General features: G+C 61.8%; 24 protein-coding genes. 15 read left to right on the forward strand and 9 right to left on the reverse strand.

Annotated features, from left to right (window positions below; all coding sequences use genetic code 11):
* Positions 1–91 precede the first annotated feature (91 nt).
* The gene (locus tag MLD24_RS17585; protein WP_248168352.1) at positions 92–1543 is read left to right on the forward strand and encodes an NAD-dependent succinate-semialdehyde dehydrogenase; all 1452 of its coding nucleotides are present in this window, start codon (positions 92–94) and stop codon (positions 1541–1543) included.
* Positions 1544–1553: 10 nt separating this feature from the next.
* Here the strand turns inward: MLD24_RS17585 and MLD24_RS17590 are convergent, their stop codons facing one another.
* The 6 genes from MLD24_RS17590 to MLD24_RS17615 all read right to left on the reverse strand — a co-directional run bounded on the left by MLD24_RS17590 (position 1554) and on the right by MLD24_RS17615 (position 7032).
* A complete protein-coding gene (locus MLD24_RS17590; RefSeq protein ID WP_248168354.1) occupies positions 1554–2174 on the reverse strand; it encodes a LysE family translocator in 621 nt (206 codons plus the stop codon).
* Between the two features lie 77 nt (positions 2175–2251).
* Positions 2252–3055, reverse strand: a complete 804-nt coding sequence (locus MLD24_RS17595; protein WP_248168356.1) for an AraC family transcriptional regulator — start codon at positions 3053–3055, stop codon at positions 2252–2254.
* Between the two features lie 18 nt (positions 3056–3073).
* On the reverse strand, positions 3074–3595 hold the full coding sequence (locus MLD24_RS17600) for a hypothetical protein (protein ID WP_227172663.1): 522 nt from the start codon (positions 3593–3595) through the stop codon (positions 3074–3076).
* A 171-nt stretch (positions 3596–3766) separates the two neighbouring features.
* Positions 3767–4180, reverse strand: coding sequence for a type 2 periplasmic-binding domain-containing protein (locus tag MLD24_RS17605; protein WP_227172661.1), 414 nt, complete (start codon positions 4178–4180; stop codon positions 3767–3769).
* 11 nt (positions 4181–4191) lie between these two features.
* Positions 4192–5346 (reverse strand): porin family protein, encoded by a 1155-nt coding sequence (locus MLD24_RS17610; RefSeq protein WP_248168358.1) that lies wholly within the window; start codon positions 5344–5346, stop codon positions 4192–4194.
* A gap of 72 nt (positions 5347–5418) precedes the next feature.
* A complete protein-coding gene (locus tag MLD24_RS17615; protein WP_248168360.1) occupies positions 5419–7032 on the reverse strand; it encodes a methyl-accepting chemotaxis protein in 1614 nt (537 codons plus the stop codon).
* Positions 7033–7308: 276 nt separating this feature from the next.
* On the opposite strand from MLD24_RS17615, the gene uvrD reads away from it, so the two are divergent.
* On the forward strand, positions 7309–9474 hold the full coding sequence (gene uvrD / locus MLD24_RS17620) for a DNA helicase II (RefSeq protein WP_248168362.1): 2166 nt from the start codon (positions 7309–7311) through the stop codon (positions 9472–9474).
* 27 nt (positions 9475–9501) lie between these two features.
* Here the strand turns inward: uvrD and MLD24_RS17625 are convergent, their stop codons facing one another.
* Positions 9502–10494 carry a sensor domain-containing diguanylate cyclase gene (locus tag MLD24_RS17625; RefSeq protein ID WP_248168364.1) on the reverse strand — a complete coding sequence of 331 codons (993 nt, stop codon included), beginning with the start codon at positions 10492–10494 and terminating at the stop codon, positions 9502–9504.
* A 178-nt stretch (positions 10495–10672) separates the two neighbouring features.
* Positions 10673–11071 carry an acyl-CoA thioesterase gene (locus MLD24_RS17630; protein WP_248168367.1) on the reverse strand — a complete coding sequence of 133 codons (399 nt, stop codon included), beginning with the start codon at positions 11069–11071 and terminating at the stop codon, positions 10673–10675.
* Between the two features lie 285 nt (positions 11072–11356).
* Here MLD24_RS17630 and MLD24_RS17635 point away from each other — a divergent pair, with 285 nt between their 5' ends.
* From MLD24_RS17635 to MLD24_RS17675, 9 genes are all read left to right on the forward strand, one after another.
* Positions 11357–12406 carry a substrate-binding domain-containing protein gene (locus tag MLD24_RS17635; RefSeq protein ID WP_248168369.1) on the forward strand — a complete coding sequence of 350 codons (1050 nt, stop codon included), beginning with the start codon at positions 11357–11359 and terminating at the stop codon, positions 12404–12406.
* Positions 12407–12724: 318 nt separating this feature from the next.
* On the forward strand, positions 12725–14113 hold the full coding sequence (gene pstC / locus MLD24_RS17640) for a phosphate ABC transporter permease subunit PstC (protein WP_248168371.1): 1389 nt from the start codon (positions 12725–12727) through the stop codon (positions 14111–14113).
* Complete coding sequence (gene pstA, locus MLD24_RS17645; RefSeq protein WP_248168372.1) at positions 14106–15386, forward strand: phosphate ABC transporter permease PstA; 1281 nt, start codon at positions 14106–14108, stop codon at positions 15384–15386. Before pstC ends, pstA begins: the two co-directional genes overlap by 8 nt.
* A gap of 10 nt (positions 15387–15396) precedes the next feature.
* Positions 15397–16293, forward strand: a complete 897-nt coding sequence (gene pstB, locus MLD24_RS17650; protein WP_227172652.1) for a phosphate ABC transporter ATP-binding protein PstB — start codon at positions 15397–15399, stop codon at positions 16291–16293.
* Positions 16294–16331: 38 nt separating this feature from the next.
* Positions 16332–17054, forward strand: a complete 723-nt coding sequence (gene phoU / locus MLD24_RS17655) for a phosphate signaling complex protein PhoU (RefSeq protein ID WP_227172651.1) — start codon at positions 16332–16334, stop codon at positions 17052–17054.
* A 276-nt stretch (positions 17055–17330) separates the two neighbouring features.
* Positions 17331–17612: a type II toxin-antitoxin system RelE/ParE family toxin gene (locus MLD24_RS17660; RefSeq protein ID WP_248168374.1), complete on the forward strand. Its 282-nt coding sequence runs from the start codon at positions 17331–17333 to the stop codon at positions 17610–17612.
* 14 nt (positions 17613–17626) lie between these two features.
* Positions 17627–17941, forward strand: a complete 315-nt coding sequence (locus tag MLD24_RS17665) for a HigA family addiction module antitoxin (RefSeq protein ID WP_248168376.1) — start codon at positions 17627–17629, stop codon at positions 17939–17941.
* A gap of 53 nt (positions 17942–17994) precedes the next feature.
* Positions 17995–18258, forward strand: coding sequence for a hypothetical protein (locus MLD24_RS17670; RefSeq protein ID WP_248168378.1), 264 nt, complete (start codon positions 17995–17997; stop codon positions 18256–18258).
* A 116-nt stretch (positions 18259–18374) separates the two neighbouring features.
* Positions 18375–18854: a hypothetical protein gene (locus MLD24_RS17675; RefSeq protein WP_248168380.1), complete on the forward strand. Its 480-nt coding sequence runs from the start codon at positions 18375–18377 to the stop codon at positions 18852–18854.
* Positions 18855–18920: 66 nt separating this feature from the next.
* Here the strand turns inward: MLD24_RS17675 and MLD24_RS17680 are convergent, their stop codons facing one another.
* Entirely contained in the window at positions 18921–19340 is a 420-nt protein-coding gene (locus MLD24_RS17680) for a hypothetical protein (RefSeq protein WP_248168382.1), read from the reverse strand.
* Between the two features lie 156 nt (positions 19341–19496).
* Between MLD24_RS17680 and MLD24_RS17685 the strand changes: the two genes are divergently transcribed.
* The 4 genes from MLD24_RS17685 (at position 19497) to MLD24_RS17700 (ending at position 23026) form a co-directional block, all read left to right on the forward strand.
* Positions 19497–20294, forward strand: coding sequence for an alpha/beta fold hydrolase (locus MLD24_RS17685; RefSeq protein ID WP_227172646.1), 798 nt, complete (start codon positions 19497–19499; stop codon positions 20292–20294).
* 119 nt (positions 20295–20413) lie between these two features.
* Complete coding sequence (locus tag MLD24_RS17690; protein ID WP_248168384.1) at positions 20414–21502, forward strand: SMP-30/gluconolactonase/LRE family protein; 1089 nt, start codon at positions 20414–20416, stop codon at positions 21500–21502.
* Positions 21499–21975 carry an acyl-CoA thioesterase gene (locus tag MLD24_RS17695; protein ID WP_248168386.1) on the forward strand — a complete coding sequence of 159 codons (477 nt, stop codon included), beginning with the start codon at positions 21499–21501 and terminating at the stop codon, positions 21973–21975. The genes MLD24_RS17690 and MLD24_RS17695 overlap by 4 nt, the downstream gene beginning before the upstream one ends.
* A gap of 67 nt (positions 21976–22042) precedes the next feature.
* Positions 22043–23026 carry an NADP-dependent oxidoreductase gene (locus MLD24_RS17700; protein ID WP_248168388.1) on the forward strand — a complete coding sequence of 328 codons (984 nt, stop codon included), beginning with the start codon at positions 22043–22045 and terminating at the stop codon, positions 23024–23026.

Here is a 23026-nt window from a genome sequence, read left to right on the forward strand (position 1 = left end):
AGTGGTTTCCTGAGGACGGATTGCACCCCGCCTTCGATTCCAGGAGCCCGGTGCAGTCCGCCGTCGTGCACCGAACCCGTGAGGAGCGAAGATGATTCAGTCCCCCCTGTTGACTCAGTTCACCGGATACATCGACGGCCAATGGACGCCCCAGACCGACGACCGGTTTCAGGTATTCAATCCCGCCACCGGTGATGTCATCGCCGAGGTGGCATCCCTGTCGGCGGACCAGGTGAGCCAGGCTATTGAGGCCGGTCAGTCGGCGCTCAGGCTGATGCAGCCATACCCGTTGGAAACCCGTCGTCGCTGGCTGGAAGAGATCCGCGATGCCCTGACTGAACACCGGGACGAGATTGGCCGCATACTCTGTGCCGAGCATGGCAAGCCCCTGGCCGAAGCCAAAGGGGAAGCCGATTACGCCGCCGGTTTCTTTGACTATTGCGCCCGCCACATTGGTGCGCTGGAGCCTCACGAACTGCCGGAGCGGGCCCGTAACTGCAGTTGGACGGTGCACTACCGGCCAATCGGCGTGGTGGGCCTGATCACGCCCTGGAACTTCCCCATCGGCATGATCGCCAAGAAGCTGTCGGCGGCGTTGGCCGCCGGTTGCCCCTCGGTGATCAAGCCGGCCAGCGAAACCCCATTGACGATGATTGCGCTGTTCAGCCTGATGGATCAGCACACGTCGATTCCGCGAGGTATGGTCAATCTGGTGATGGGTAAGGCGTCGGTGATTGGCAAGGTGCTGTGCGACAGCCCCGAAGTGCCGATGCTGTCGTTTACTGGCTCCACCGAAGTAGGCCGTCAGCTGATTCTCGATACCGCCCAGCAGGTCAAGAAACTGTCCCTGGAGCTGGGTGGCAATGCCCCCTTCATCGTCTTCGCCGATGCCGATCTGGATGCCGCTGCTGACAATCTGATCGCCAACAAATTCCGTGGTGGTGGCCAGACCTGTGTCTGCGCCAACCGCATTTTTGTCCAGGATGAGGCGATGGCGGCGTTTGGCCAGAAACTGGCGGAGCGGGTCGAGCGGATGACCGTGGGCAATGGGATGGACGACGGCATCGACATTGGCCCGCTGATCAACCGGGCCGGCTGGGACAAGGTGCACCGCCACGTCAGTGACGCCCTGGACAAGGGCGGCCAGCTGGTGGCCGGTCCGGCGCCGGACAGCCTCAGCGGCGATAACCTGTTCTATCCGCCCAGTGTGGTTGCTGGTGTCACGTCGGACATGGCGTGCTTTCGGGAAGAAACCTTCGGTCCGCTGGTGCCCATGGCGAGCTTCCGTACCGAGGACGAGGTGGTGGCTGCCGGCAATGACACCGAGTTCGGTCTGGCAGCCTACGTCTTCACCGCCGACGCCGAGCGCGCCCAGCGGGTGGCGGCGGGTTTGCGTTTCGGCCATGTCGGCTGGAACACCGGCACCGGTCCCACCCCTGAGGCTCCCTTTGGTGGCATGAAGGCATCCGGTATTGGTCGTGAAGGCGGGTTGGAAGGCCTGTTCGAGTTCATCGAACCCCAGACCATTCCTCGCGGCGACTGACCTCCGTCCTCTAGAGCGACAGTGGCCAAAGGTCGTTGTCGACGATCAGCCAAACCGCAACCAGCAACAGGCAGGTACCGTACAGCCGGTTCTGGTTGCGGGCGAAACGCTGGCCGCTGCCCAGTCGCGCCAGCAGCGCCCCCGCCTTGATCCACACCAGGTGCATAGCCACGTTCAGCACCGCCAGCCACGCCACCAGCACCAGTGTGCCGGCTGCTCCGAACTGGGAGCGGGCGGCTTCGCCGAACAGCGAAAACATCAGCACCACCAACAGCCAGCCCTTGCCGTTCAGGGTCTGAATCGTCACGCCTTCGAAAAAGCCCAGGGCCGGCCGGGCATCCGCCTGGGCGGAGGACCCGCTGCGCAGGAAGCCTGTAGCCAGATAAACCAGATAGGCCGCGCCGGCGAGTTGCAACAGCGGCACCAGATACGGGTAGCGGGCAACCACCTGGGCGAGTCCGAAGCCCACCACCAGCGACTGCACCAGGAATACCGTATCCACGCCCACCAGGAACGGCAGCGAGCGGCGCACGCCCAGCTGTGCGCCGCAGGCGGCAAAGACGATGTTGGCGGGGCCGGGACTGAACACCAGTGGAAACATCACGCCCAGCCAGGGCATCAGTAAACTCATAGCGACTCCTCCAGATTGAAGGTTCAGGGTACGGCGCAACGGCCGCTGGTCGCTTGTACAGAATTGCAGGCAGCCGGTCAGTCGGTGCGGTAGTGGGAGGGGGGCACCCCGAAAGCACGTTTGAAGTTGCGGGAGAAGTGGCTTTGATCATAGAAGCCGCAGGCCAGGGCGGTGTCCAGTTGGCTGCAGCCCGCCGCCAGGGAGCGCTTGGCGTGATTAACCTTGAGCAACAGCAGGAACTGGTGGGGCGTGAGACCGTAACGGGCCTGGAAGCTGCGGATCAGCTGGAACTGGCTGACACCGGTGACGGTTTCCAGGGTATCCAGCGAGACGTTGCTGTGCCAGTGGTCGTGCAGGTAGTCATGGGCGCACTGTGCCGCGGGCCGGTCGAGTGCCGGTGTGGGCGTTGATGATCGCTGGCCGTGGCGACGGAACAGCTGCTCCAGACACTGGCTCAACAGGGTGTCCCGGGTCAGGCTCAGGCTTGGCTGTTCGAGGGCGCGGTGCAGCGCCAGCAGCAGGGTAAACAGCGCCGGGTCGTGGATCACCGGGCGCTCGATGATGGGTTCAAGTGGCGGGCCTCCGGCGTGTTCCAGTAGCTGCCCAAGCAGTTGGGGATCAAAGTAGAACATGCGGTAGGTCCAGCCCTGATCGGCGCCGGCAAACCCGGTGTGGACCTCCGCCGGGTTGATCGCCACGATGTGCCGCTCCGGAATCAGCAGCCGGTCACCGCGGTAGTCCAGGCCTTCGGCGCCTGCCTCAATCACGCCAATGGCCAGCTCATCGTGCCAGTGGCGGCTGAACTCAAAGCGGGTGTAGCGGGCCGACAGTAGCTCAATGCCGGGATGATCGGGGTGACGCCACAAGCTGGAAGTTTCCACGTCTGCTGCCTGCCTGAGCTAGCGGTTAGTACCCGGTCCGCGTTTGCCGATGGCTTTGGCGGCGGCCTTGAGCAGGCCACGACTGTACCGGTCGTGGAAGCTCTGGAGGAGGCCGAACAGCGGGCCGAAACGGGGCTCGCCGGCTTCGTTATAGGCCAGCGGAACCACGACGGAACCGAAGTACAGGCGGGTGGTTTGCGGCCCGGTTGATGCCACCATCAACCAGGAACGGGTGCGACCGGTAAAGTCCCGCAGCAGCAGTTGGTCGGGATGCCGGCCCTCCACTGTCCAGGCGGAGAAACGCTCAGTCTCGGCCTGCGCCAGGGCGCGGGCATCGGCATCGGATGCCGGTTTGCGGGCCAGCGCCAGCAGTCGCCGTTCGAGCTTGAACAGTGGGGTGGTGTAGAACGCCTCAATATAGTCCGCCAGGCTGACCTGTCCGGCCACCTCGGTGGTCAGGCAGTCCAGGTAGGCCTGCTGTTCCTGGTAGGGGGCCGAAAGTGCGTGTTGTGGCAGTTCCGTGGGCTGGATCTGGGGCATGGTCAGCGTTCCTGTGGGGTGGTGTCTGACGCCTGTCAATCTGAACGCAGCAGAATTCAGGCACGTGACATCCTCTCAGAAAACGCGGCTTGAGAGTATGGCTATGACACTCAGGGGCTGGTGTGCAAGGTTTGGCGAGAAACGCCCCCGCTGGGCGGGGGCGCTGGTTACTCAGGGGGTGAGGATGACCTTGACGGTATCGTCGACCTCGGCGGCATCGATGTAGCCGATACCGCCTGGGGTGGAAGCGACGGAGTTCTTCACCGCGCCGGCGTTGGCCAGCTCCTGGGGGGGCTGGCCACGACCGGTGAACACCTGCTGGGACCAGAACGCCTTGAGCTGGGCGTCGTTGCGGTTGGTGATCTTGCCGTGGAAGTCGGCCCGTACCGGGTTGCCGCTCTGAAGCTCAAACGGCACGGCTTTCTGGCCATCCGGCAGCTGCTGGCTGCGGTTGAGGTAGATATCGCGGACCTGGCTGGCGCTGATGCTGTCCGGGCCCGCCGGGTTGCCAATCACCACCACGTCGGCCAGTGCCTGGGTGGCGACACAGCTCAGGGCAAGTACTGCTGCAAACAGGGTCTTCATGGGTCGCCTCCTTAGAACGCCGAATCGATCTTGACGGTGTAGACATTGGTGCTGGATTCGGTGGTCATCGGGTTACCAAGCCCACCGGGCTTGCCGTCGAAGCCACGGGCGTGAGTCACGTCCGCCTTGATGGCGATACCGGGGATCACGTCCCAGCGCAGGCCCAGGCTGTATTCGTCACGGCGGGTGTTGAGGGCTGCCAGCGTCGGGTCCACGGCCAGCGGACGGTCGTCGTTGTCGACGGATTCAATCCAGCCAACCTTGGCGTAAGGTGTCACGCTGCCAAAACGATGGCCAACAGAGAGGTAGGCGGAATCGGTGTCCGCGAAAATGCCGTCCACTTCCACCCGGGTCACCTCCGACAGCACCTGCCAGTTACCATCGTCGTAACCAAAGCCGAGGCCGTAGAAGTTGCTGCGGTCGGAATCGGCAATGAAGAAGCCCTGGCCCTCAATGGTGGTTTCCGCGGTGGCGGCCACCGCCCGCAGGCTCCAGATGTAATCGGTCCACAGCAGGGTCAGGCCGCCGGCGTTGCGCAGGCGCACGTCCACTGGCTGGCCGGCGGTGAGGGTGTCCTCATCGGTGAAACCGCCGAACACGGTGGTGGTCAGGGAGGAGCTGTCGAAATTCAGGGTGTGGGCGACATCGGCACCTACATAACTGGTGATGTCCGCCGGCTCATAGACCGCTTCTGAGGGCCGCACCCAGGGCTGGGAATAGCCGACTTCCAGCGAGTCCGAATACATGAAGAACGGCAGGCGCATTTTACCGGCCCGCACCTGCAGGTTGTTGGTGGGGCGGTGGCTGATGTAGGCCCATTCCAGCGCCGGGTCCCAGTCTTCCTCACCACGGCCGATGATCTGCATCACCGCCTGGGTTTTGTCATTGACCTGGAAGCTGCCCTGCAGGGCGAACAGGCTCAGGTCTTTGACTTCGGCCTTGTCGGTGATGCCGGCAAAGCCGGCGTTGTTGCTGGCGCGGGCGAAACCGGTGCTGAAGAAGCCGTTGAGGCGTACCCGGTCGCTCTGGGATTGTGTTAACTGCTGTTGCAGTGCGTTCAGGCGCTGCTCGAGCTGGTCGATCTTGTCATCGGTGGTTTGGGCGCTGACGCCGGCCGCAGCCAGGCACAGCGCCAGTGGGGTGGCACGAAGGATTTTCGGGGTCATGAGGCTACTCCGTTGTGGCTGGTTTGCCCGCCGGTGCGGGCTTGTTGTTTCTGACGCTTGGAGCCTGGGGCGTCAGACCCGGAACTGCCCGGCAACGGACTGCAGGCCGTTGCTTACGTCATGAATGTCCTTGCTGGCGGTGTCGAGCTGGTGGGTGCTTTCCATCACCTGCTCGGCGTTCCGGTGCATGTCCGTCATATGCCCGGTCACCTCGTTGAAGGTGGTGCTCTGCTCGTAGGTGGCCGCTGCTATCTGTTCGTTCAGTTCGCTGATCTGCTGAACACTGGCGAGGATCTTGGTGAGGATGTCGCCGGACTCGTTGGTGGCGGTGACGCCGTCGTGGGCCCGGGTAACGCTGTGCTCCATGGCTTCCACCGCCGATGATGACAGTCGGGACAGCTCCGAAATCACCGTCTGGATTTCTTCAGTGGCCTTATGGGTGCGTACCGCCAGGCCCCGGACCTCATCTGCCACCACCGCAAAGCCACGGCCATGCTCGCCGGCACGGGCAGCCTCGATGGCGGCGTTGAGGGCCAGCAGGTTGGTCTGTTCGGCAACGGTCTGGATGGTGTCCAGCAGGCCGCCAACGCGGCTGGAGAACTCGTCGAACTGGTTCACCAGCTGGGCGGTGCCCTCGATGTCGGTCACCAGTTGCTTGATGGTGTCGACGTTGGCGTTCACCGTGGTCTGGCCGGACTGGGCGAACTTGGCGGCGTCCTGGGTCTGGTCGGAGGCGCTGGAGGCGAAACCGGCCACTTCCTCGACGCTGCGAACCAGCTCGTCCACCGAGTTGCGGGTAGAGGAAATGGCCTGGGCCTGGCTGCTGATGCGCTCCAGATTGACCTGACTGGTGGTGGCCAGCAGCTCTGCCACCGTGTTGAGTTCGCCCACGTCCTTGCGGATGGTGGCAAAGGAGGTATGGAGCTTTTCCACAAAGCGGTTGAACTGTTCCACCAGTTCCCGCAGCTCGTCGCGACCGTGGTAGTCAATGCGGGCGGTCAGGTCGCCTTCGCCGGAGGCCATGTCACGCAGTGGCTCGATAATGCGCTGCAGGCTGCCGGTGATGGAGCGGGCAATCACCACGCTCAGCACCACCAGCACCGTCAGTGCGGCGATGGCGATGGTCAGGGAGGCGGCCCCGGCCTGGCTGGCGGCTTGCACGGTGTCGCTGATCTCGCCCTGGAAGCGGGACCGGGTCAGTTTGCGCATGGCGTCCAGGTCGCTGCGCAGCTGTTCCAGGCGTTGAGCGTTGGCGGCGGCCTCGTCACCGATACGGCTGAAATCGGCGGTGCCGTCGATCACTCCGGTGGCCAGGTTGGACGCCTTGTTGTAGTAGGTGTCGAGCAGCTTGCCGAGGTCCCGGGCCTCATTGGCCAGGGCCGGGTTGAGGCGGGCGATGTCGGTCAGGTTGCCGCGGATGGTGTCGTAGTAGCCGCGGGTTTCCTGCAGCAGGTCCTTGTCGCCGGTGGTGACGGAGTTCTTCAGCTGCATCTCCATCAGCGCCAACTGGCCGAGGTTGATGGTGGTGCGTTCCAGGGTGGGGGAGAGCCTCTCTTCCACCTGGGCTAGACGCTCGGAATTACTGCGCTCGGTGACGATGGAAAACCCCTGGCTGATGCTGAACGCAAGGATGGCCACGGCCACCAGTAACGCCAGTTTGTGGGATATCTTGAGAGCGGACAGCATGGCTTGGACTCCTGACCGGGCCGTAAGGCAGCGTATTACAGATTATTTGCAGCTTGGTTCACACTACCGAAAGTGCGCAAACGTAACTGTCTGTAGTGTTTTGATGAAGGGTACGTAATTTTACCTAGGTTGGCCGCTTATGACCAGAACGTCGTATTGACGGGCGTCAGTGTCGAGGGCTGTTTGGGCTCGCTGAAGCCGAATCCGGTCCGGGCTGGTATACTTCGCCGTTGACATTCATTGCGCCCCCGGGCGCCAGGCCTGTGACGATTTCCCATGGACGTATCCCCGATCATCGACCCGCTCAACGACGCCCAGCGTGAGGCGGTGACCGCTCCCAACGACCACTTGCTGGTGCTGGCCGGCGCCGGCAGCGGCAAGACCCGGGTGCTGGTGCACCGGATGGCCTGGCTGATGCAAGTGGAACAGTTGCCGCCCACCAGCCTGCTGGCGGTGACCTTCACCAACAAGGCAGCGCGGGAAATGCGGCATCGTATTGAGCAGATGCTCAACCTGCCGTCCCGGGGCATGTGGTTTGGTACCTTCCACGGCATCGCCCACCGCTTGCTGCGTTCCCACTGGCAGGATGCCGGCCTGCCGGAGAACTTTCAGGTGCTGGACAGTGACGACCAGCTGCGGCTGGTGAAGCGGGTGATGCGGGAGCTGCAGATCGATGAGACCCGCTGGCCGCCAAAGCAGGTGCAGTGGTACATCAACAGCCAGAAAGACGAAGGCTTGCGGGCGGAGCACATCCAGGCCAATCCCAGTGACCATTTCACCTCGGTGATGGTGAAAATCTACGAGCACTACCAGCGCCTGTGCCAGCAAAGCGGCCTGGTGGACTTTGGCGAACTGCTGCTGCGGTCCCACGAACTGTGGCTACAGCGTCCGGAGCTGCTGGCCCACTACCAGCGCCGGTTCCGCCACATCCTGGTGGACGAGTTCCAGGACACCAACACCGTGCAATACGCCTGGCTGCAGGTGCTGGCCGGCCAGCGGGTGCCGCTGACCATCGTGGGTGACGACGACCAGTCCATTTACGGCTGGCGCGGAGCCAAGATCGAGAACATCCAGCAGTTCCAGCAGGACTTCCCCAATGGCCGGCTGGTACGGCTGGAGCAGAACTATCGCTCGACCCAGACCATCCTCAAGGCTGCCAATGCGGTCATCGCCAACAACCAGGGCCGACTGGGCAAGCAGTTGTGGACCGATGGTCCCGAGGGCGACCCCATCAGCCTCTACGCCGCGTTCAATGAGCAGGACGAAGCCAACTACATCGCCGATACCATTGAGAGCTGGGTGGCGGATGGCAACCTGCGCAGTGAGGTGGCGATCCTCTACCGTTCCAACGCCCAGTCCCGGGTGCTGGAGGAATCGCTGATGCGCCAGGGCATTCCCTACCGGGTGTATGGCGGGCTGCGGTTCTACGACCGCCAGGAAATCCGCAATGCCCTGGCGTACCTGCGGCTGGTGCACTATCGCCGCGACGACGCGGCGTTTGAGCGGGTGGTGAACGTGCCGCCCCGGGGCATTGGCGCCAAGAGTCTGGCGGAGTTGCGCCAGTTCGCCACCGAGCAGGGCATCTCGTTGTGGGAGGCCGGAGAGCGGCTGTTGGCGGCCGGGCAGGTCAAGGGCCGGGCCAAGACCGGCCTGCAACGGTTTGTCGGTATCATCGAGTCGCTGTCGGAACTGGTCCCCAACGCTTCGCTGCAGGGGCTGATGAAGCAGACCATCGAAGACAGTGGTCTCAAGGACCATCACGCCAACGAGAAAGGGGAGAAGGCCCAGGCCCGGGTGGAGAACCTGGAGGAACTGGTCAACGCCCTCTCCGATTTTGAGGTGGAAGAGGGGGTGGACCCGCTGTCGGAGTTCATCGCCCAGGCGGCGCTGGATGCCGGGGAGTCCCAGGCCGAGGCCCACGAAGACAGCGTCCAGCTGATGACCCTGCACGCGGCCAAGGGCCTGGAGTTCCCGGTGGTGTTCCTGGCCGGAGTGGAGGAAGGGTTGTTCCCCCATGGCATGTCGCTGGAGGAGCCCGGCCGCATGGAAGAGGAGCGCCGGCTGGCCTACGTCGGCATTACCCGGGCGATGAAACGTCTGGTGCTGACTTACGCCGAGTCCCGTCGCATCTACGGTCAGGAGAAGTTCCACGCGCTGTCCCGATTTGTGCGGGAGATTCCGTCGGACTGCCTGCAGGAGGTTCGCCTGCGCAACACCGTCAGTCGTCCGGCCATGGTGGGGCGTGCCAACGAAAGTCTGTTCAGCAACGACGCCAGTGCCGAGGCCGGTTTCCGTCTTGGCCAGCGGGTACGGCATCCCAAGTTTGGTGAGGGCATTGTGATGAACTGCGAAGGCAGCGGTCACCATACCCGGGTGCAGGTCAACTTCGATGACGGCGCCAAATGGCTGGTGCTGGCCTACGCCCCGCTGGAGGCCTGCTGAGACCAGGGCGGGCGCACTGTTGCCGGCTCAGGCCGGCTGGCGATACAGCCGGACCTGGTTGCGGCCATTGGTCTTGGCCTCGTAGAGCGCCTTGTCGGTGGCGTTGATCACATCGTCGGTGGTGGTGCCATGGTGTGGCGCGGTTGCCAGACCTGAGGAAAAGCTGATCGCCAGGCTCAGGCCGGGGAGCTGGACCGCCATCGGGCTGTGATCCCGGCGCCAGCTCATGATCCGCACGTGGGCGTCCGCCAGCGACAGCCCCGGCATCATGATCAGGAACTCCTCCCCGCCCCAGCGGCAGACCACATCCTCCTTTCGCATCCCGGCGCACAGCCGCTGGCTGACCTCCACCAGAACCTGGTCACCCACAGAGTGGCCATGGCTATCGTTGAGTTCCTTGAAGTGATCAATGTCGAGCATCATCAGCGTCACCGGATAGGTTTCCCGATGGGCGCGGCTGAGTTCCCGGGTCAGGCTTTCAAGGAAATAGCGCCGGTTGAACAGATTGGTGAGCGGGTCCCGGATGGCTTCCTCTTCCAGTTGCCGGTGCAGTTCCCGGTTCTCCGCCAACTGCGTCTCCAGGGTCTCGTTGGCCTGCTGCAGGGCAAGTTCGGCCTCACGCCGGGCGGTGGTGTCGCGGGAGATACCACATATATAGAGGGCGTTACCATCGGTGTCGGGCATGGGCGAGAGGCAGGTGTCGAAGATGCGGACCTGGTTGGCCTCGAAGCCTTCGGTGGTCTCCTCGAAGCGCAGGATGTGGCCTGCGTCGAGGACCTTGTCATAGTTGCCTGCAATGCGTTCGTACAGGTCCGGGTCGAGAATAATCTCATCCAGCCGCCGTCCGCAAAGGTCTGCCGGTTGAAGGCGCATGAACGTTGCCATTGCCTGATTGCAATAAACCAGGCGGTAGCGCGGGCCCTCCCGACGCAGGATGAAGACGTGGTCGGTCATGATGTCCATCATGCCGGTCAACAGGTGCCGGTCCAGGAATTCCGGGCCGTTTTGGGGGCTTGTCACGCGTTAAGGTTCCTGATGACTGATTTTTTATCAGAACGATAGTCTGTGATCAGAACTATAGTGTGCCCAGAACCGTAGCGCGACCAGATCCGTCGCGTTAATAGGCCTGTTGTGCCCCCCCCGGGAGCCTATGTGGGTGCCCGGTGACAGCCGTTCAGCGGTGCGATCAGGTTGCCGGCTACTGGTCCGGAACTTCCCGAATACGCCCATGCTCGTCGATGGCGACATAGACGAACAGGCCCTCGGTCACCTTGCGCTGGCGCTTGGCGCCCCGGTCCAGGGTCCAAACCTCCACCTGGATTTTCATCGAGCTGCGACCAATGTCCACCAGATCGCAGTAACAGCTGACCTGGGACCCCACCCGCAGCGGAGACAGGAACTCCATCCGGTCGATGGCCACGGTGGCGCTGCGGCCGAGGGAGACGCGACCGGCCACGGTGGCGGCCGCCAGGTCCATCTGTTTCACCAGCCAGCCGGCGTAGATGTCGCCGTTGGCGTTGGTGTCACCGGGCAGTGGCACCAGTTGTAATACCAGCTCGCCTTTGGGGGCGGGTTTATCGTCGTCAAGGGAAGTCATGAAGCCTACCTTTGCAATTTTTGTAGATTTTGATGGCTGGAGGCATGGTAGCGATCCACGCCGTCGCTGCAAGTTAATAACGGCATCATCCCATTAAAAGGCGTTGCTGTGTATTTCAGTGGCTGTAACAAAGTTGTCACAGTCCCGCCGTATTCTCCAACCATCGGCTCACCCATGCCGTTTGACTGCGGGGCAGGATTTACTCATTCCGGTAAGGACTTGGACGCGATCCGACCCGATCAGCCACCAAAAAGCAGCTAACAGCTCAAGTGATGGAGACGTACCGTGATTAAACTGAAAGCAGCTCTCGCCAGCGTTGCCGTAGCCGGTGCCATGGCAGCCGTATCTACCCCGACCCTGGCCCGCGACACGATCAATATCGTCGGTTCCTCAACCGTTTATCCGTTTGCGACCGTGGTTGCTGAGCGCTTCGGCCGTAACACCGACTTCCCGACCCCGAAACTTGAGTCTACCGGCTCTGGCGGTGGTCTGAAGCTGTTCTGTGCCGGTATCGGTACCCAGCATCCGGACATCACCAACGCCTCCCGTCGCATGAAGTCCAGCGAGTTTGAACTGTGCCAGAGCAATGGCGTCAAGGACATCGTTGAAGTCAAGATTGGCAGCGACGGCATCGTTCTGGCCAGCTCCAAAGAAGCCGAGAATCTGGACATCTCCCTGGAGCAGCTGTTCCTGGCCCTGGCCAAGGAAGTTCCGGACCCCAACGGCGGTGACCGTCTGGTCGCCAACCCTTACCAGAACTGGAGCGACATCGACGCTAGCCTGCCGAACAAGCCGATCCGTGTGATGGGTCCGCCTCCAACCTCCGGCACCCGTGATGCGTTTAACGAGCTTGCACTTGAGGGTGGCTGTGAAGAGATCCCGATGATCGACGCCATGGAGAAAGATGCCAAGGAGCAGGTCTGCCAGAGCATTCGTGAAGATGGTGCCTTCGTTGAAGCCGGCGAGAACGACAACCTGATCGTGCAGAAGCTGGCTTCTGACTCCACCTCTTACGGCGTCTTCGGCTACAGCTTCCTGGAAGAGAACTCCGGTACTCTGCAGGCTGCCACCATCAACGGCATGGAGCCGACCATGGAGAACATCAGCTCCGACGCTTACCCGGTTGCCCGCTCCCTGTGGTTCTACGTCAAGAAAGCCCACGTAGGTGTGGTTCCCGGCATCGCCGAGTACGTGGCTGAGTTCACCAGTGAAGGTACCTGGGGCGACAACGGCTACCTGGCTGACGTTGGCCTGATCCCGCTGGCCCGCTCTGCCCGCATGCAGGCGTCCGAGAACGCCAACAGCATGCAAACCATGACTGGCAACGAGCTGTAAGCTCCGCCAGGACAAGGCAGAATGACCAAGAAAAGTGCGGGGCCGGCGGTCTCGCACTTTTCTCGTCTGTAAGGAAAGCCCTGAGAAACCAGTTTATACGCGCTAGTATAAGGAGCCTCCGAGCAACTCCGAATCACCTCTGCAAGCCTTTTAGGGCCTTCAGAGCGACCCTCAATCGGTGTTGCGACGTTTTGAAAGGCAGCCAGCCTTACTGCAACGTCGCGCCTTGATTGCGGGGCGCTCTGAAAGCCAGAGCGGATTCGGAGTTGCGCGGAGGCCCCTAAAGCCTTTGCCAAGCGCCAGACAAAGAGAGAATTCATGCAACCTGCCAACCTGATACCACTGCTGGTGGTGTTGATCGCCATCGCGTTCGCCCTGGGCTATGCCCGATCCAGGGCCCTGGCGGCGCCGCTGGGTGGCATCCGACACCTCAAGTCCCTACCGTTCTATTACGCAGCCCGGGCGGCCATGTGGTGTGGCCTGCCGGCGCTGCTGATTCTGGCCTGCTGGCTCGGCTTTGAAGGCAAAGTGATCCAAACCCTGATCGTTGGCAGCCTGCCCGACGACCTGCGACCGGAGTCGGCTGGTGAGGCCAGCCTGATTCTGTCGCAGATCAGCAACGTGGCTTCCGGTGCGCTGTCGGCGGATTTTGTCCCCGAGCCCATCGCCGAGGCGGCCACCCGCCTGACCGCCCTGCGTGAAGACAGCAAGCTGATGATGACTCTGCTGGTGGTGGTGATTGCGGTGCTGGGCGGTTTCCTGGCCTGGCTGCGGATTGCACCCCATATCAACGCGCGGGAGAAGTTCGAGACCACCCTGCGGCGGATCTTTTTTGCCTGTGCCGCAGTGGCCATTCTCACCACCGTTGGCATCGTGTTCTCGGTGATCTTCGAGACCATCCGGTTTTTCGACAAGGTGCCGATGACCGAATTCCTGTTCGGTTCTTCCTGGAGTCCGCAGACCGCCATCCGGGTGGACCAGGTGGGCGCGGAAGGCGCCTTCGGCATGATCCCGCTGTTTGTCGGTACCCTGCTGATTTCCGCCATTGCCATGGTGGTGGCAGTGCCGGTGGGGCTGATGTCCGCCATCTACCTGTCCGAATACGCCACCAAGCGGGTGCGGGGTATCGTCAAGCCGCTGCTGGAAATGCTCGCCGGGGTTCCCACCGTGGTCTACGGCTTCTTCGCCGCGCTGACGGTGGCGCCGTTCATTACTGACCTGGCCGCTGCGCTGGGTTTGCAGGCGTCCGCGGAGAGCGCGCTGGCCGCCGGTCTGGTGATGGGGGTGATGATCATCCCGTTCGTGTCGTCACTGTCTGACGACGTCATCAATGCCGTGCCCCAGTCCCTGCGGGATGGTTCCCTGGCGCTGGGCGCGACCCAGTCCGAAACCATGAAGAAGGTTATCTTCCCCGCGGCCCTGCCGGGCATCATGGGGGGCATCCTGCTGGCGGTGTCCCGGGCCATTGGTGAAACCATGATCGTGGTTATGGCTGCCGGTCTGGCCGCCAACCTTACCGCCAACCCGCTGGATGCTGTCACCACCGTCACCGTTCAGATCGTGACCCTGCTGGTGGGTGACCAGGAGTTCGACAGTGCCAAGACACTGGCCGCCTTCGCCCTGGGCATGATGCTGTTCATCGTCACCCTGGTGCTCAACATCATCGCCCTCCATGTGGTTCGCAAATATCGGGAACAGTATGACTAATCCAACTTCTCAGGCGGAGATCGTCCGCCAGTCGCTGAAGCGGCGCTATCGCAAGGAACGGCGCTTCCGGGCCTATGGCATTGCCGCCATCGCCGTGGCTCTGCTGGCCCTGGTAACGCTGTTTACCGACATCATCAGCAAAGGCTACACCGGTTTCCTGAAGACCACGGTGACCCTGGAGGTGACCCTGGACCAGGACCTGATGTACCTGGAAGACGCCACCGACGATAAAGCCCTGCGCATGGCCGATTTCAAGGCGCCGCTGCTGGCGGCGTTGCAGAAAGAGGTGCCCCAGGCTACGTCCGAGCGCGAGGACCAGCGTGCCCTTAACGGCCTGGTGTCCAGCTACGCCACCAACGAGCTGAAAGACGCCCTCAAGGCCGATCCGTCAATTCTGGGGACCACCCAGACGATGACGTTCCTGGCCAGCGACGATGTGGATGTTTACGTCAAGCACAAGGGCGACACCACCTACTCCATCAAGCTCAGCGAGCGCCAGCAGCAGTGGGCCGACCAACTGGTGGAGAAGGGCGTCATCGAGAACTCCTTCAACGACGTGTTCTTCTCCCACGGCGACAGCCGTGAGCCGGGCAATGCCGGTGTGCTGGGGGCAATGGTGGGCTCCCTGCTGACCATGCTGGTGACCCTGTTCCTGTCGTTCCCGATCGGGGTGGCGGCGGCCATCTATCTGGAGGAGTTTGCGCCCCAGAACAAGCTCACTGACTTCATTGAAGTCAACATCAACAACCTCGCGGCGGTGCCGTCGATCATCTTCGGTCTGCTGGGTCTGGCGATCTTCATCAACCTGTTTGGCATGCCCCGGTCGGTGCCGGTGGTGGGTGGTCTGGTACTGATGCTGATGACCCTGCCCACCATCATCATTTCCAGCCGCGCCGCCATCAAAAGTGTGCCGCCGTCGATCCGCGAAGCGGCCGAGGGAATTGGCGCCTCGAAGATGCAGGTGGTGTTGCATCACGTCCTGCCGCTGGCGCTGCCAGGCATGCTGACCGGCTCGATCATCGGCATGGCCCAGGCGCTGGGCGAAACCGCGCCGTTGTTGTTGATTGGTATGGTGGCGTTTATCGTGGATGTGCCGGATGGCTTCTTCGATTCCGCCACGGTTTTGCCGGTCCAGATCTTCCTGTGGGCAGGCAGCCCGGAGCTGGGCTTTATCGAACGCGCGTCGGCGGCCATTATGGTGCTGCTGACCTTCCTGATCAGTATGAATGCATTGGCCATTTGGCTGCGTAAACGTCTCGAGCGCCGGTGGTAAGGAGAATCCCATGAGTACCCTGAACGCAAGTCTTTCCAACGAACAGGCCCAGCGTGATCTGGCCGAAGCGTCAGCTCCTGCCGCTGCCCCGGAGAAACCGGCCGAGAGCGTCATCGAATACGGCAAAACCGTGGGCACACCGTTCTCCGACGATCCCAAGTTCACCCTGCGGGATGTGGAGGTGTTCTACGGTGATACCCAGGCCATCAAGGGCATCAGCCTGGACATCGCCAAGAACGAGGTCATCGCCTTTATCGGTCCGTCCGGCTGTGGTAAATCAACGTTCCTGCGTTGCCTCAACCGGATGAACGATTCCATCGACATCTGCCGGGTCAAGGGCCAGCTGCAGCTGGACGGCAAGGATCTCTACGATCCCAAGAACGACGTGGTGGAACTGCGGGCCCGGGTGGGCATGGTGTTCCAGAAGCCCAACCCGTTCCCCAAGTCGATCTACGACAACGTTGCCTACGGACCGCGCATTCACGGCCTGGCCAACCGCAAGTCAGAGCTCGACGACATTGTTGAGAACAGCCTGCGCAAGGCCGGTCTTTGGGACGAGGTGAAGGATCGCCTGGATGCCCCGGCCACCGGCATGTCCGGCGGTCAGCAGCAGCGGCTGTGTATTGCCCGTACCATCGCCGTAAGCCCCGAAGTGGTGCTGATGGATGAGCCCTGCTCGGCGCTGGACCCCATCGCCACGGCGCGGGTCGAGGAGCTGATTGCCGAACTGTCGCAAAGCTACACCATCATCATCGTTACCCACTCGATGCAGCAGGCGGCCCGGGTCTCCCATCGCACCGCCTACTTCCACCTGGGCCACCTGGTGGAAGTGAATGAGACCAACAAGGTCTTCACCGCCCCGGAGCATGAGCTGACCGAGTCCTACATTACCGGTCGCTTCGGCTAACGCCGGCCACGGTGGACCAGAGAAGGAGAATACAGGCAATGCCGAACCAGAAAGACGACGTCTACGGTGATCACATCTCCCACCAGTTCAACGAAGAACTGGCGGAGCTCAAGACCCAGTTCCTGAAAATGGGCGGACTGGTTGAGCAGCAGCTGGCTGACGCGGTCAAGGCCCTGATCGACAACGACGGCCACCTGGCCGACGAAATCCGCGCCCGCGACAAGACCGTGGACCGGATGGAAGTGGAGATCGACGAGGAGTCCACCCGGGTCATCGCCCGTCGCCAGCCCACCGCCCGCGACCTGCGCCTGGTGGTGTCGGTGATCAAGATGGTGGCCGACCTGGAGCGGGTCGGGGATGAAGCCAAGAAAATCGCCAAGTTCGCCATGGGCTTGTCCGAGGAAGGCAAGGCGCCGCGCGGTTACGTGGAAGTGCGCCACATCGGCAACCACGTGGGCGGTATGCTGCACGACGCCTTGGACGCCTTTGCCCGGCTGGATTCCGAGCTGGCGCTGCAGGTGATGAAGGAAGACAAGCGGGTGGATGAAGAGTATCAGGCGGCAATCCGCAGCCTGCTGACCTTCATGATGGAAGACACCCGCAACATCTCCCGCTGCATGTCGGTGATGTGGGTGCTGCGGGCACTGGAGCGGGTGGGCGACCACGCCTGCAACATCGCCGAGAACGTCATCTTCATGGTCAAGGGAGAAGACGTTCGCCACACCTCAATGGAGGAGGCGGAGCGGGTCGTCAGTCAGTAACAGCGATTGCTCAAACGATAGCGAAAACCGGCACAGGCCTTTGCCTGCGCCGGTTTTTTTATGCTGATGTTTATTTCATGTCCGTACTGTTGTGCCTGTATATCTCGGCATGTCTGGGTTCTCTTAGAGCCCCTCCTGGTACAGGGACACGGTGGCATTCGGAGCCACAGGGACAAAGATCCCGCTGTGCTTCAGCGTCTCCCTTGCTAAAGACGTTACGCAGGCATTATCAAGCCTGCGTTGACACGCGTCACGTGACGCAATACGCTTTGGCTCATGATCAAGTCTTTCGCTGACAAAAGAACTCAAGAGCTTTACTCCGAGGGCAAATCAAAGAGATTTCCTGCGGACGTTGCTTCGAGAGCGGCCAGGAAACTCGAATACGTGAATCTGGCCTTGCAGCTGGAGGATTTGAAAGTGCCGCCCGGCAATCGCCTCCATCCATTGTCGGGAGACAGGATTGGGCAGCACGCAATTTCAATAAATGATCAGTGGCGCATCTGTTTTCGTTTTGAGGATGGCGATGCCTATGAGGTCGAAGTGTGTGACTACCACTGAGTGAGGTGATGACTATGGCTATTCCTAATACTACCGGCATGCAGCGTAAGCCAACTCACCCGGGTGAAATGCTGAGAGAAGATTTCCTGTCGGACTATGGCCTGACTGTTTCGGGGTTGGCTGAATCTCTGGGTGTCTCGCGCCAGTCAGTGAATGAATTACTGCGTGAGCGCCGTGCTGTCAGTCCGGAAATGTCGCTTCGGCTCGCCCGCTTTTTTGGCAACTCCCCGGAGTTCTGGCTGAATGCGCAGCGATCTGTTGATCTTTGGACGGCGGCGCAGTCGGTCAAGGACGAAGTGGAACGGATTAAACCGATACATGCGGCATAGCCAAGTGGGTGAAGCTGACAAGCCGTTGAATGTGGCGTTAGATTTCAAAGCCTATGACTGAGCAATATTCAATAGCTGAGAAGTTCGAGATCACAGGTAGAGGCGTCGTTGTTGTTATAGACGAGGTTACCGGTCGAGTGCCGGGAACAGTGTACAAAGTCGAATTGAAAGGAGCTTATGGCGACCGGGTTGTGGCGGAGGCGCTGAAAGAGTGGTTGTTGCGAAGATGTACGGGGTCGTTTGAAAAGGAAGCCTATTTTCTTTCGGGATTGCACAAAACTGATGTGCCAGAACATGCAGTTTTGGTGTTCATCTGATGCGCCGAAATTTAACCAGTGGTTAAGTTTGGGCGAATTGCTGTCGACAAATTTGTATAACCTGCTCTAATGCATGCGCTCCAGCAAACTCTGACACCAATACAAGGCGTGGTGGCATGAATCTATCAGGCAATGAGAATGGTTCGTTGGTCTGGATGTATGTTGTATTGCTGATGTGGATTCTGTTGTGGGCGGGGTTCAATTTCTGGGCCTTCTTTCAGGGCATACAGTGGTCGCTGGATGCTCTGGTCATACTGCTTGCAAGTCTGTCCTTTATTGGCATCTTTTGTTGGCTGATTTACATGGCGATTCTGGGGAAGAAAGTACTCCCAAAAATCGATCGGCTGGTTTACCCGGAGCGCACGGCCAACGCCCGGTATCCTGATAACCTGAAGTTAAAGATCCTGCGTTTGAATGAGTATGCGGCGGCGATTACCAGCAAACGAGCCCGCAGATTGAACCCTTTGCCCGTTGACCTGAGGCAACTGCCTGATCATTTGCGGATTCCGGTGGTGGCCTACATCCACTGGTTAAGCCTTTGTGTATTGGTTGCCGTGGTCAGTATGGGGTTGGTTTGGTACCAAGGGAGCCTCTGATCAACTACTAAGTTCTGCTCACATCCAGCCACAGCACAGTTGGGTTGGCCACCAGGCCAACCCGCCTCAGGGTGTTGCCAGCAATCGTTGCCGTAGCTTGGCGCTGCGGGCCAGCAGGCCCTCAATCCTTGCCAGTTGCGCCACCGTGGATTCCGCGCGCATGGTGCGGTTGGCGGCGAAATCGAACGCCAGCCCGACCCGGCAGTGGCCGGATTCCCGGCGGACGTTTTTTACCACTGCCAGTATCTTCTCCAGATCCAGTTGGCCGGCTTCCATCGACAACGCGGCACGCAGTTCCAGGGTGTCGCCGGGGGCGGGCTCCCGGTCCGGTTCCACCACCATCGACAGGCCTTCGCGGGTAAAATCCTCACCGATAGCCGGGTGGAAGCGTGAGAAAAGACCCCGGCGACGGCGCCACTCCAGGGTGAGCTCGGCGGCGGGCATGCGGCGATGGCGACGGCGTTCCTGCTGAGGGAAAGCGGGCATGGCGCGGGTCCTCATGACTGGCGGAAAATGTTCGCTCACTGTAGCCTGTGGATCGCTGGGAAAGCGCGAAGGCTTCCACATTTCCAGGGTTTGATGCAGAGAAAACAAACGTATGACGACACCCGCGGGTAACCGCCGAACAACGGAGCGATGGGCATGACAGTGGCGCTCAACTATCGGGTCAGTGGCGAAGGCGAACCGCTGATCCTGCTGCACGGGCTGTTTGGCTCACTGGAGAATCTGGGCGGCGTGGCCCAGCGGCTGCAGGATGAATACCAGATCCACGCTCTGGATCACCGCAACCACGGCCGTTCTCCTCACACCGATCAGATGGACTACCCGGCCATGGCAGCGGACATTCTGGCCTACATGGACCAGGCCGGCCTGGAGCGGGCCTCACTGCTGGGCCACTCCATGGGCGGCAAGGCGGCGATGCAGGTGGCGCTGAGCGCGCCGGAACGGGTGGAACGTCTGATCGTTGCGGACATTGCTCCGGTGAGTTACCCGCCCCATCACGACGTGATTCTGGAAGGGATGACCGGGCTCGACCTGGCGAGTCTGGCGTCGCGCCAGGATGCCGACCGGGCGCTGGCCCGTTACGTCGAGACGCCTGCCGTTCGCCAGTTCCTGCTGAAGAACCTGCAGCGGGTGCCGGAGGAGGAGCGCACCGAAGCCGCCCCGGCGGCTTTCCGCTGGCGCATCAACCTGCCGGTGATCGAGGCCAGCTACAACAACCTGGCTGCTGCGCCGGAAGGGGAGGGGCCGTTCACCGGGCCGGTGCTGTTTCTCAAGGGCAGCGAGTCCGCCTACATCCAGGATAAGCATCGCGAGGCGGTGATGTCACTGTTCCCGAAAGCCCAGTTGCGCATCATCAGCGGTACCGACCACTGGTTGCATGCCGAGAAGCCGGACACCTTCGCCGCCCTGTGCCGCCAGTTTCTGGCGGAGCAGTGATTGCGGGCCAACATCGATGCCGCTGGACAGCCGGATGGCGTTGGCGCCAAGACCATCGTCAGGGTTTGCTATGGTAGGTACGTGCTGAGGGCTAACTCGAACACAACTGGAAGGATTCTATGAGGTGGTTGCTGGCAAGTCTGTTGCTGTTTTTTGTGGTTCTGGGGGGATTCCTGCTGTCGCCATCGCCGGTGGACAGCAAGGCCTGGCAGGCGCCGCCGCCGCCAGCGCTGACCGATGCCCTGGCACCAAACCAGAAACTGCGGCTGGCGGAGCTGCTGGCCCGGGGCCAGGTGTACGGCCCGGAAGACACCGCCGAGGATGATCAGGGCCGTCTTTACGCCGGTACCCAGGATGGGAGGATTGTAAGGATCTGGCCGGATGGCCGGGTGGAAACCTGGCTTGAGACCGACGGTCGCCCTCTGGGCATGGTGTTCGATGCCGCCGGCAACCTGATTGTTGCTGATGCTTGGCAGGGCCTGCTGCAGGTGTCGCCGGAGGCCAAGGTCACGGTGCTGACCAGGGAAGCCGAAGGCTTGCCGTTCCGCTTTACCGACGATGTCGACATCGCGCCCGATGGCCGAATCTACTTCACCGACGCCAGCTCCCGTTTCCACCAGCCGGACTACAAGCTGGATCTGCTGGAGATGCGTCCCCACGGCCGTCTGTTGCGGTACGATCCGCAAACCCGCAAGACCGAAGTGCTGCTGCAGAACCTGCATTTTGCCAACGGCGTTGCGGTGTCCCCTGATGGCACATACGTGCTGGTCAACGAAACCTGGAAGTACCGCATTCTCAAGTACTGGATTGCCGGTCGCGACGCCGGCCAGGCGGAGATTTTTGCCGACAACCTGCCGGGGTTTCCGGACAACCTGGCGGTGGACGAGGTCGGGCGTTACTGGGTGGCGTTTCCCTCCCTGCGCAATGGCCAGATCGACATGATGCACAGCCTGCCCTGGCTCAAGGATCTGGTGGCGAAACTGCCCGATGGTCTGCAGCCCAAACCGGAGCCCTACGGCCTGGTGGTGGCGCTGGATGAGCAGGGCAGGGTGATTACCAGCCTGCACGACCCCAAGGGCACCCACCTGCAGGAAATCACCTCGGTCAATCCCAGCAACGGTTACCTATACTTTGGTTCACTTCACAATGACCGCATCGGTCGGCTAGCGTTGCGCTCCGTGCCTGGATTGGGAGAGTTCGGCAAATGACAGCAACGGCGGCCATCGACTGGGACCTGGCCACCCCCTTTATCCTCGAGATCGACGTCACCGACGCCGACACCGACCGCCTGGGTCATGCCAACAACGTGGTCTACGTGCGCTGGCTGGAAGACATCAGCTGGGCCCACATCGAAAGCCTGGGGATGACCTGGGATCGCCATGAGGCCACCGGTAAGGCGATGGCCATTACCCGCACCGAGATCGACTACCTGGCGGCGGCCAACGCCGGTGACCGTCTGCTGATGGGCACCTGGCTGACCGCCTTTGACGGCCGTTTCCGCTCTGCCCGGCAATTCCAGCTGGTACGTCCGGGCGATGGCAAGACGCTGATGCGGGCGCTATCGACCCACGCCTGTGTCGACCTGCGCAGCCAGCGGCCCACCCGGGTGCCGAAGGAATACGGCGACATCCTGGTCAGCGCACTGACCGAGGGTGGCCAGGGCCTGGTCATAAGCAACTGACACGCTCCGGCCGGCTTCTGCTAGGCTGGAGAAAGAACCCCGTCCACTGCCGATCAGGAGAGCCGTCATGGCCCACGATTCCCTGCCCCCAGAGGCCCGCGAGATGCAGCGCATCGTGTACCACCGGTTCGGTGAGGCCGATGAGCTGAGTCTGGAAACCGCGGCGGTTCCCCTGCCCGGTACAGGCCAGGTCTGCGTTCGTGTGGCCGGCGCCGGCCTCAATCCCATTGACTGGAAAACCCGCAAGGGGCTGGGTTTTGCCGCCCGCCAGATCGAGTCACACCTGCCCTGGACGCCCGGTTACGATATGGCCGGTGAGGTCATTGCCGTGGGCGATGACGTCACCACCCTGGCGCGGGGAGACCGGGTGATGGGGATGATTGGTTTTCCCGGCGACGGTGGCGGCTATGCCCAGTACGCCCTGGCCCGGGCCGATGAGCTGGCGATTGTGCCGGAGGAGCTGGATCTGGTCAGCGCTGGAGCGGTGCCGCTGGCGGCGCTGACTGCCTGGCAGGGACTGTTTGAAGTGGCGGAACTGGAGCCGGAGCAGAAGGTGCTGATTCACGCCGGTGCCGGCGGTGTTGGTCACTTTGCGGTGCAGTTCGCGCTGGAGCGGGGGGCGCATGTGATCGCCACTGCTTCGGCTGCCAACCGGGATTTCCTCAACGCCCTCGGGGTTCATGAGGTGATCGATTACGCCACCATGGATTTCGTGGACGAGTGCTATGGCCTCGACGTGGTGCTGGATCTGGTGGGTGGCGACATCGGCCGGCGTTCCCTGCACACCCTCAGTGAGCACGGGGTGCTGGTCACTATTCCCACCGTCACCGCTGACGAGATCATTTCCAGTGCCGAAGCCATGGGCCTGAAGGCCCACGGTATGACGGTCAGGCCAGAGGTGTTCCACCTGGAAGAAATCGCCGAACTGATCGAGGACGGCGATGTCCGGGTCCACGTCGAGCGGGTGTTCCCGCTAGCGGAGGCCGGGGCCGCCCAGCAACAGCTGGAACGTGGCCACGGCCGTGGCAAGCTGGTGCTGGACTGCCGCTGA

This window comes from Marinobacter xestospongiae, assembly GCF_023156385.1.
Lineage (GTDB): Bacteria > Pseudomonadota > Gammaproteobacteria > Pseudomonadales > Oleiphilaceae > Marinobacter > Marinobacter xestospongiae.

What these genes read in the sequence shown, in the direction of transcription:
- MLD24_RS17680 (WP_248168382.1), bottom strand. Translation starts at nt 19,340, where the DNA reads ATGCCCGCTTTCCCTCAGCAGGAACGCCGTCGCCATCGCCGCATGCCC.
- MLD24_RS17605 (WP_227172661.1), bottom strand. Translation starts at nt 4,180, where the DNA reads ATGAAGACCCTGTTTGCAGCAGTACTTGCCCTGAGCTGTGTCGCCACC.
- MLD24_RS17615 (WP_248168360.1), bottom strand. Translation starts at nt 7,032, where the DNA reads ATGCTGTCCGCTCTCAAGATATCCCACAAACTGGCGTTACTGGTGGCC.
- pstC (WP_248168371.1), top strand. Translation starts at nt 12,725, where the DNA reads ATGCAACCTGCCAACCTGATACCACTGCTGGTGGTGTTGATCGCCATC.
- phoU (WP_227172651.1), top strand. Translation starts at nt 16,332, where the DNA reads ATGCCGAACCAGAAAGACGACGTCTACGGTGATCACATCTCCCACCAG.
- MLD24_RS17685 (WP_227172646.1), top strand. Translation starts at nt 19,497, where the DNA reads ATGACAGTGGCGCTCAACTATCGGGTCAGTGGCGAAGGCGAACCGCTG.
- MLD24_RS17660 (WP_248168374.1), top strand. Translation starts at nt 17,331, where the DNA reads ATGATCAAGTCTTTCGCTGACAAAAGAACTCAAGAGCTTTACTCCGAG.
- MLD24_RS17695 (WP_248168386.1), top strand. Translation starts at nt 21,499, where the DNA reads ATGACAGCAACGGCGGCCATCGACTGGGACCTGGCCACCCCCTTTATC.
- MLD24_RS17700 (WP_248168388.1), top strand. Translation starts at nt 22,043, where the DNA reads ATGGCCCACGATTCCCTGCCCCCAGAGGCCCGCGAGATGCAGCGCATC.
- MLD24_RS17600 (WP_227172663.1), bottom strand. Translation starts at nt 3,595, where the DNA reads ATGCCCCAGATCCAGCCCACGGAACTGCCACAACACGCACTTTCGGCC.
- pstA (WP_248168372.1), top strand. Translation starts at nt 14,106, where the DNA reads ATGACTAATCCAACTTCTCAGGCGGAGATCGTCCGCCAGTCGCTGAAG.
- MLD24_RS17665 (WP_248168376.1), top strand. Translation starts at nt 17,627, where the DNA reads ATGGCTATTCCTAATACTACCGGCATGCAGCGTAAGCCAACTCACCCG.
- MLD24_RS17585 (WP_248168352.1), top strand. Translation starts at nt 92, where the DNA reads ATGATTCAGTCCCCCCTGTTGACTCAGTTCACCGGATACATCGACGGC.
- MLD24_RS17610 (WP_248168358.1), bottom strand. Translation starts at nt 5,346, where the DNA reads ATGACCCCGAAAATCCTTCGTGCCACCCCACTGGCGCTGTGCCTGGCT.
- MLD24_RS17690 (WP_248168384.1), top strand. Translation starts at nt 20,414, where the DNA reads ATGAGGTGGTTGCTGGCAAGTCTGTTGCTGTTTTTTGTGGTTCTGGGG.
- MLD24_RS17630 (WP_248168367.1), bottom strand. Translation starts at nt 11,071, where the DNA reads ATGACTTCCCTTGACGACGATAAACCCGCCCCCAAAGGCGAGCTGGTA.
- MLD24_RS17590 (WP_248168354.1), bottom strand. Translation starts at nt 2,174, where the DNA reads ATGAGTTTACTGATGCCCTGGCTGGGCGTGATGTTTCCACTGGTGTTC.
- MLD24_RS17675 (WP_248168380.1), top strand. Translation starts at nt 18,375, where the DNA reads ATGAATCTATCAGGCAATGAGAATGGTTCGTTGGTCTGGATGTATGTT.
- MLD24_RS17670 (WP_248168378.1), top strand. Translation starts at nt 17,995, where the DNA reads ATGACTGAGCAATATTCAATAGCTGAGAAGTTCGAGATCACAGGTAGA.
- pstB (WP_227172652.1), top strand. Translation starts at nt 15,397, where the DNA reads ATGAGTACCCTGAACGCAAGTCTTTCCAACGAACAGGCCCAGCGTGAT.
- uvrD (WP_248168362.1), top strand. Translation starts at nt 7,309, where the DNA reads ATGGACGTATCCCCGATCATCGACCCGCTCAACGACGCCCAGCGTGAG.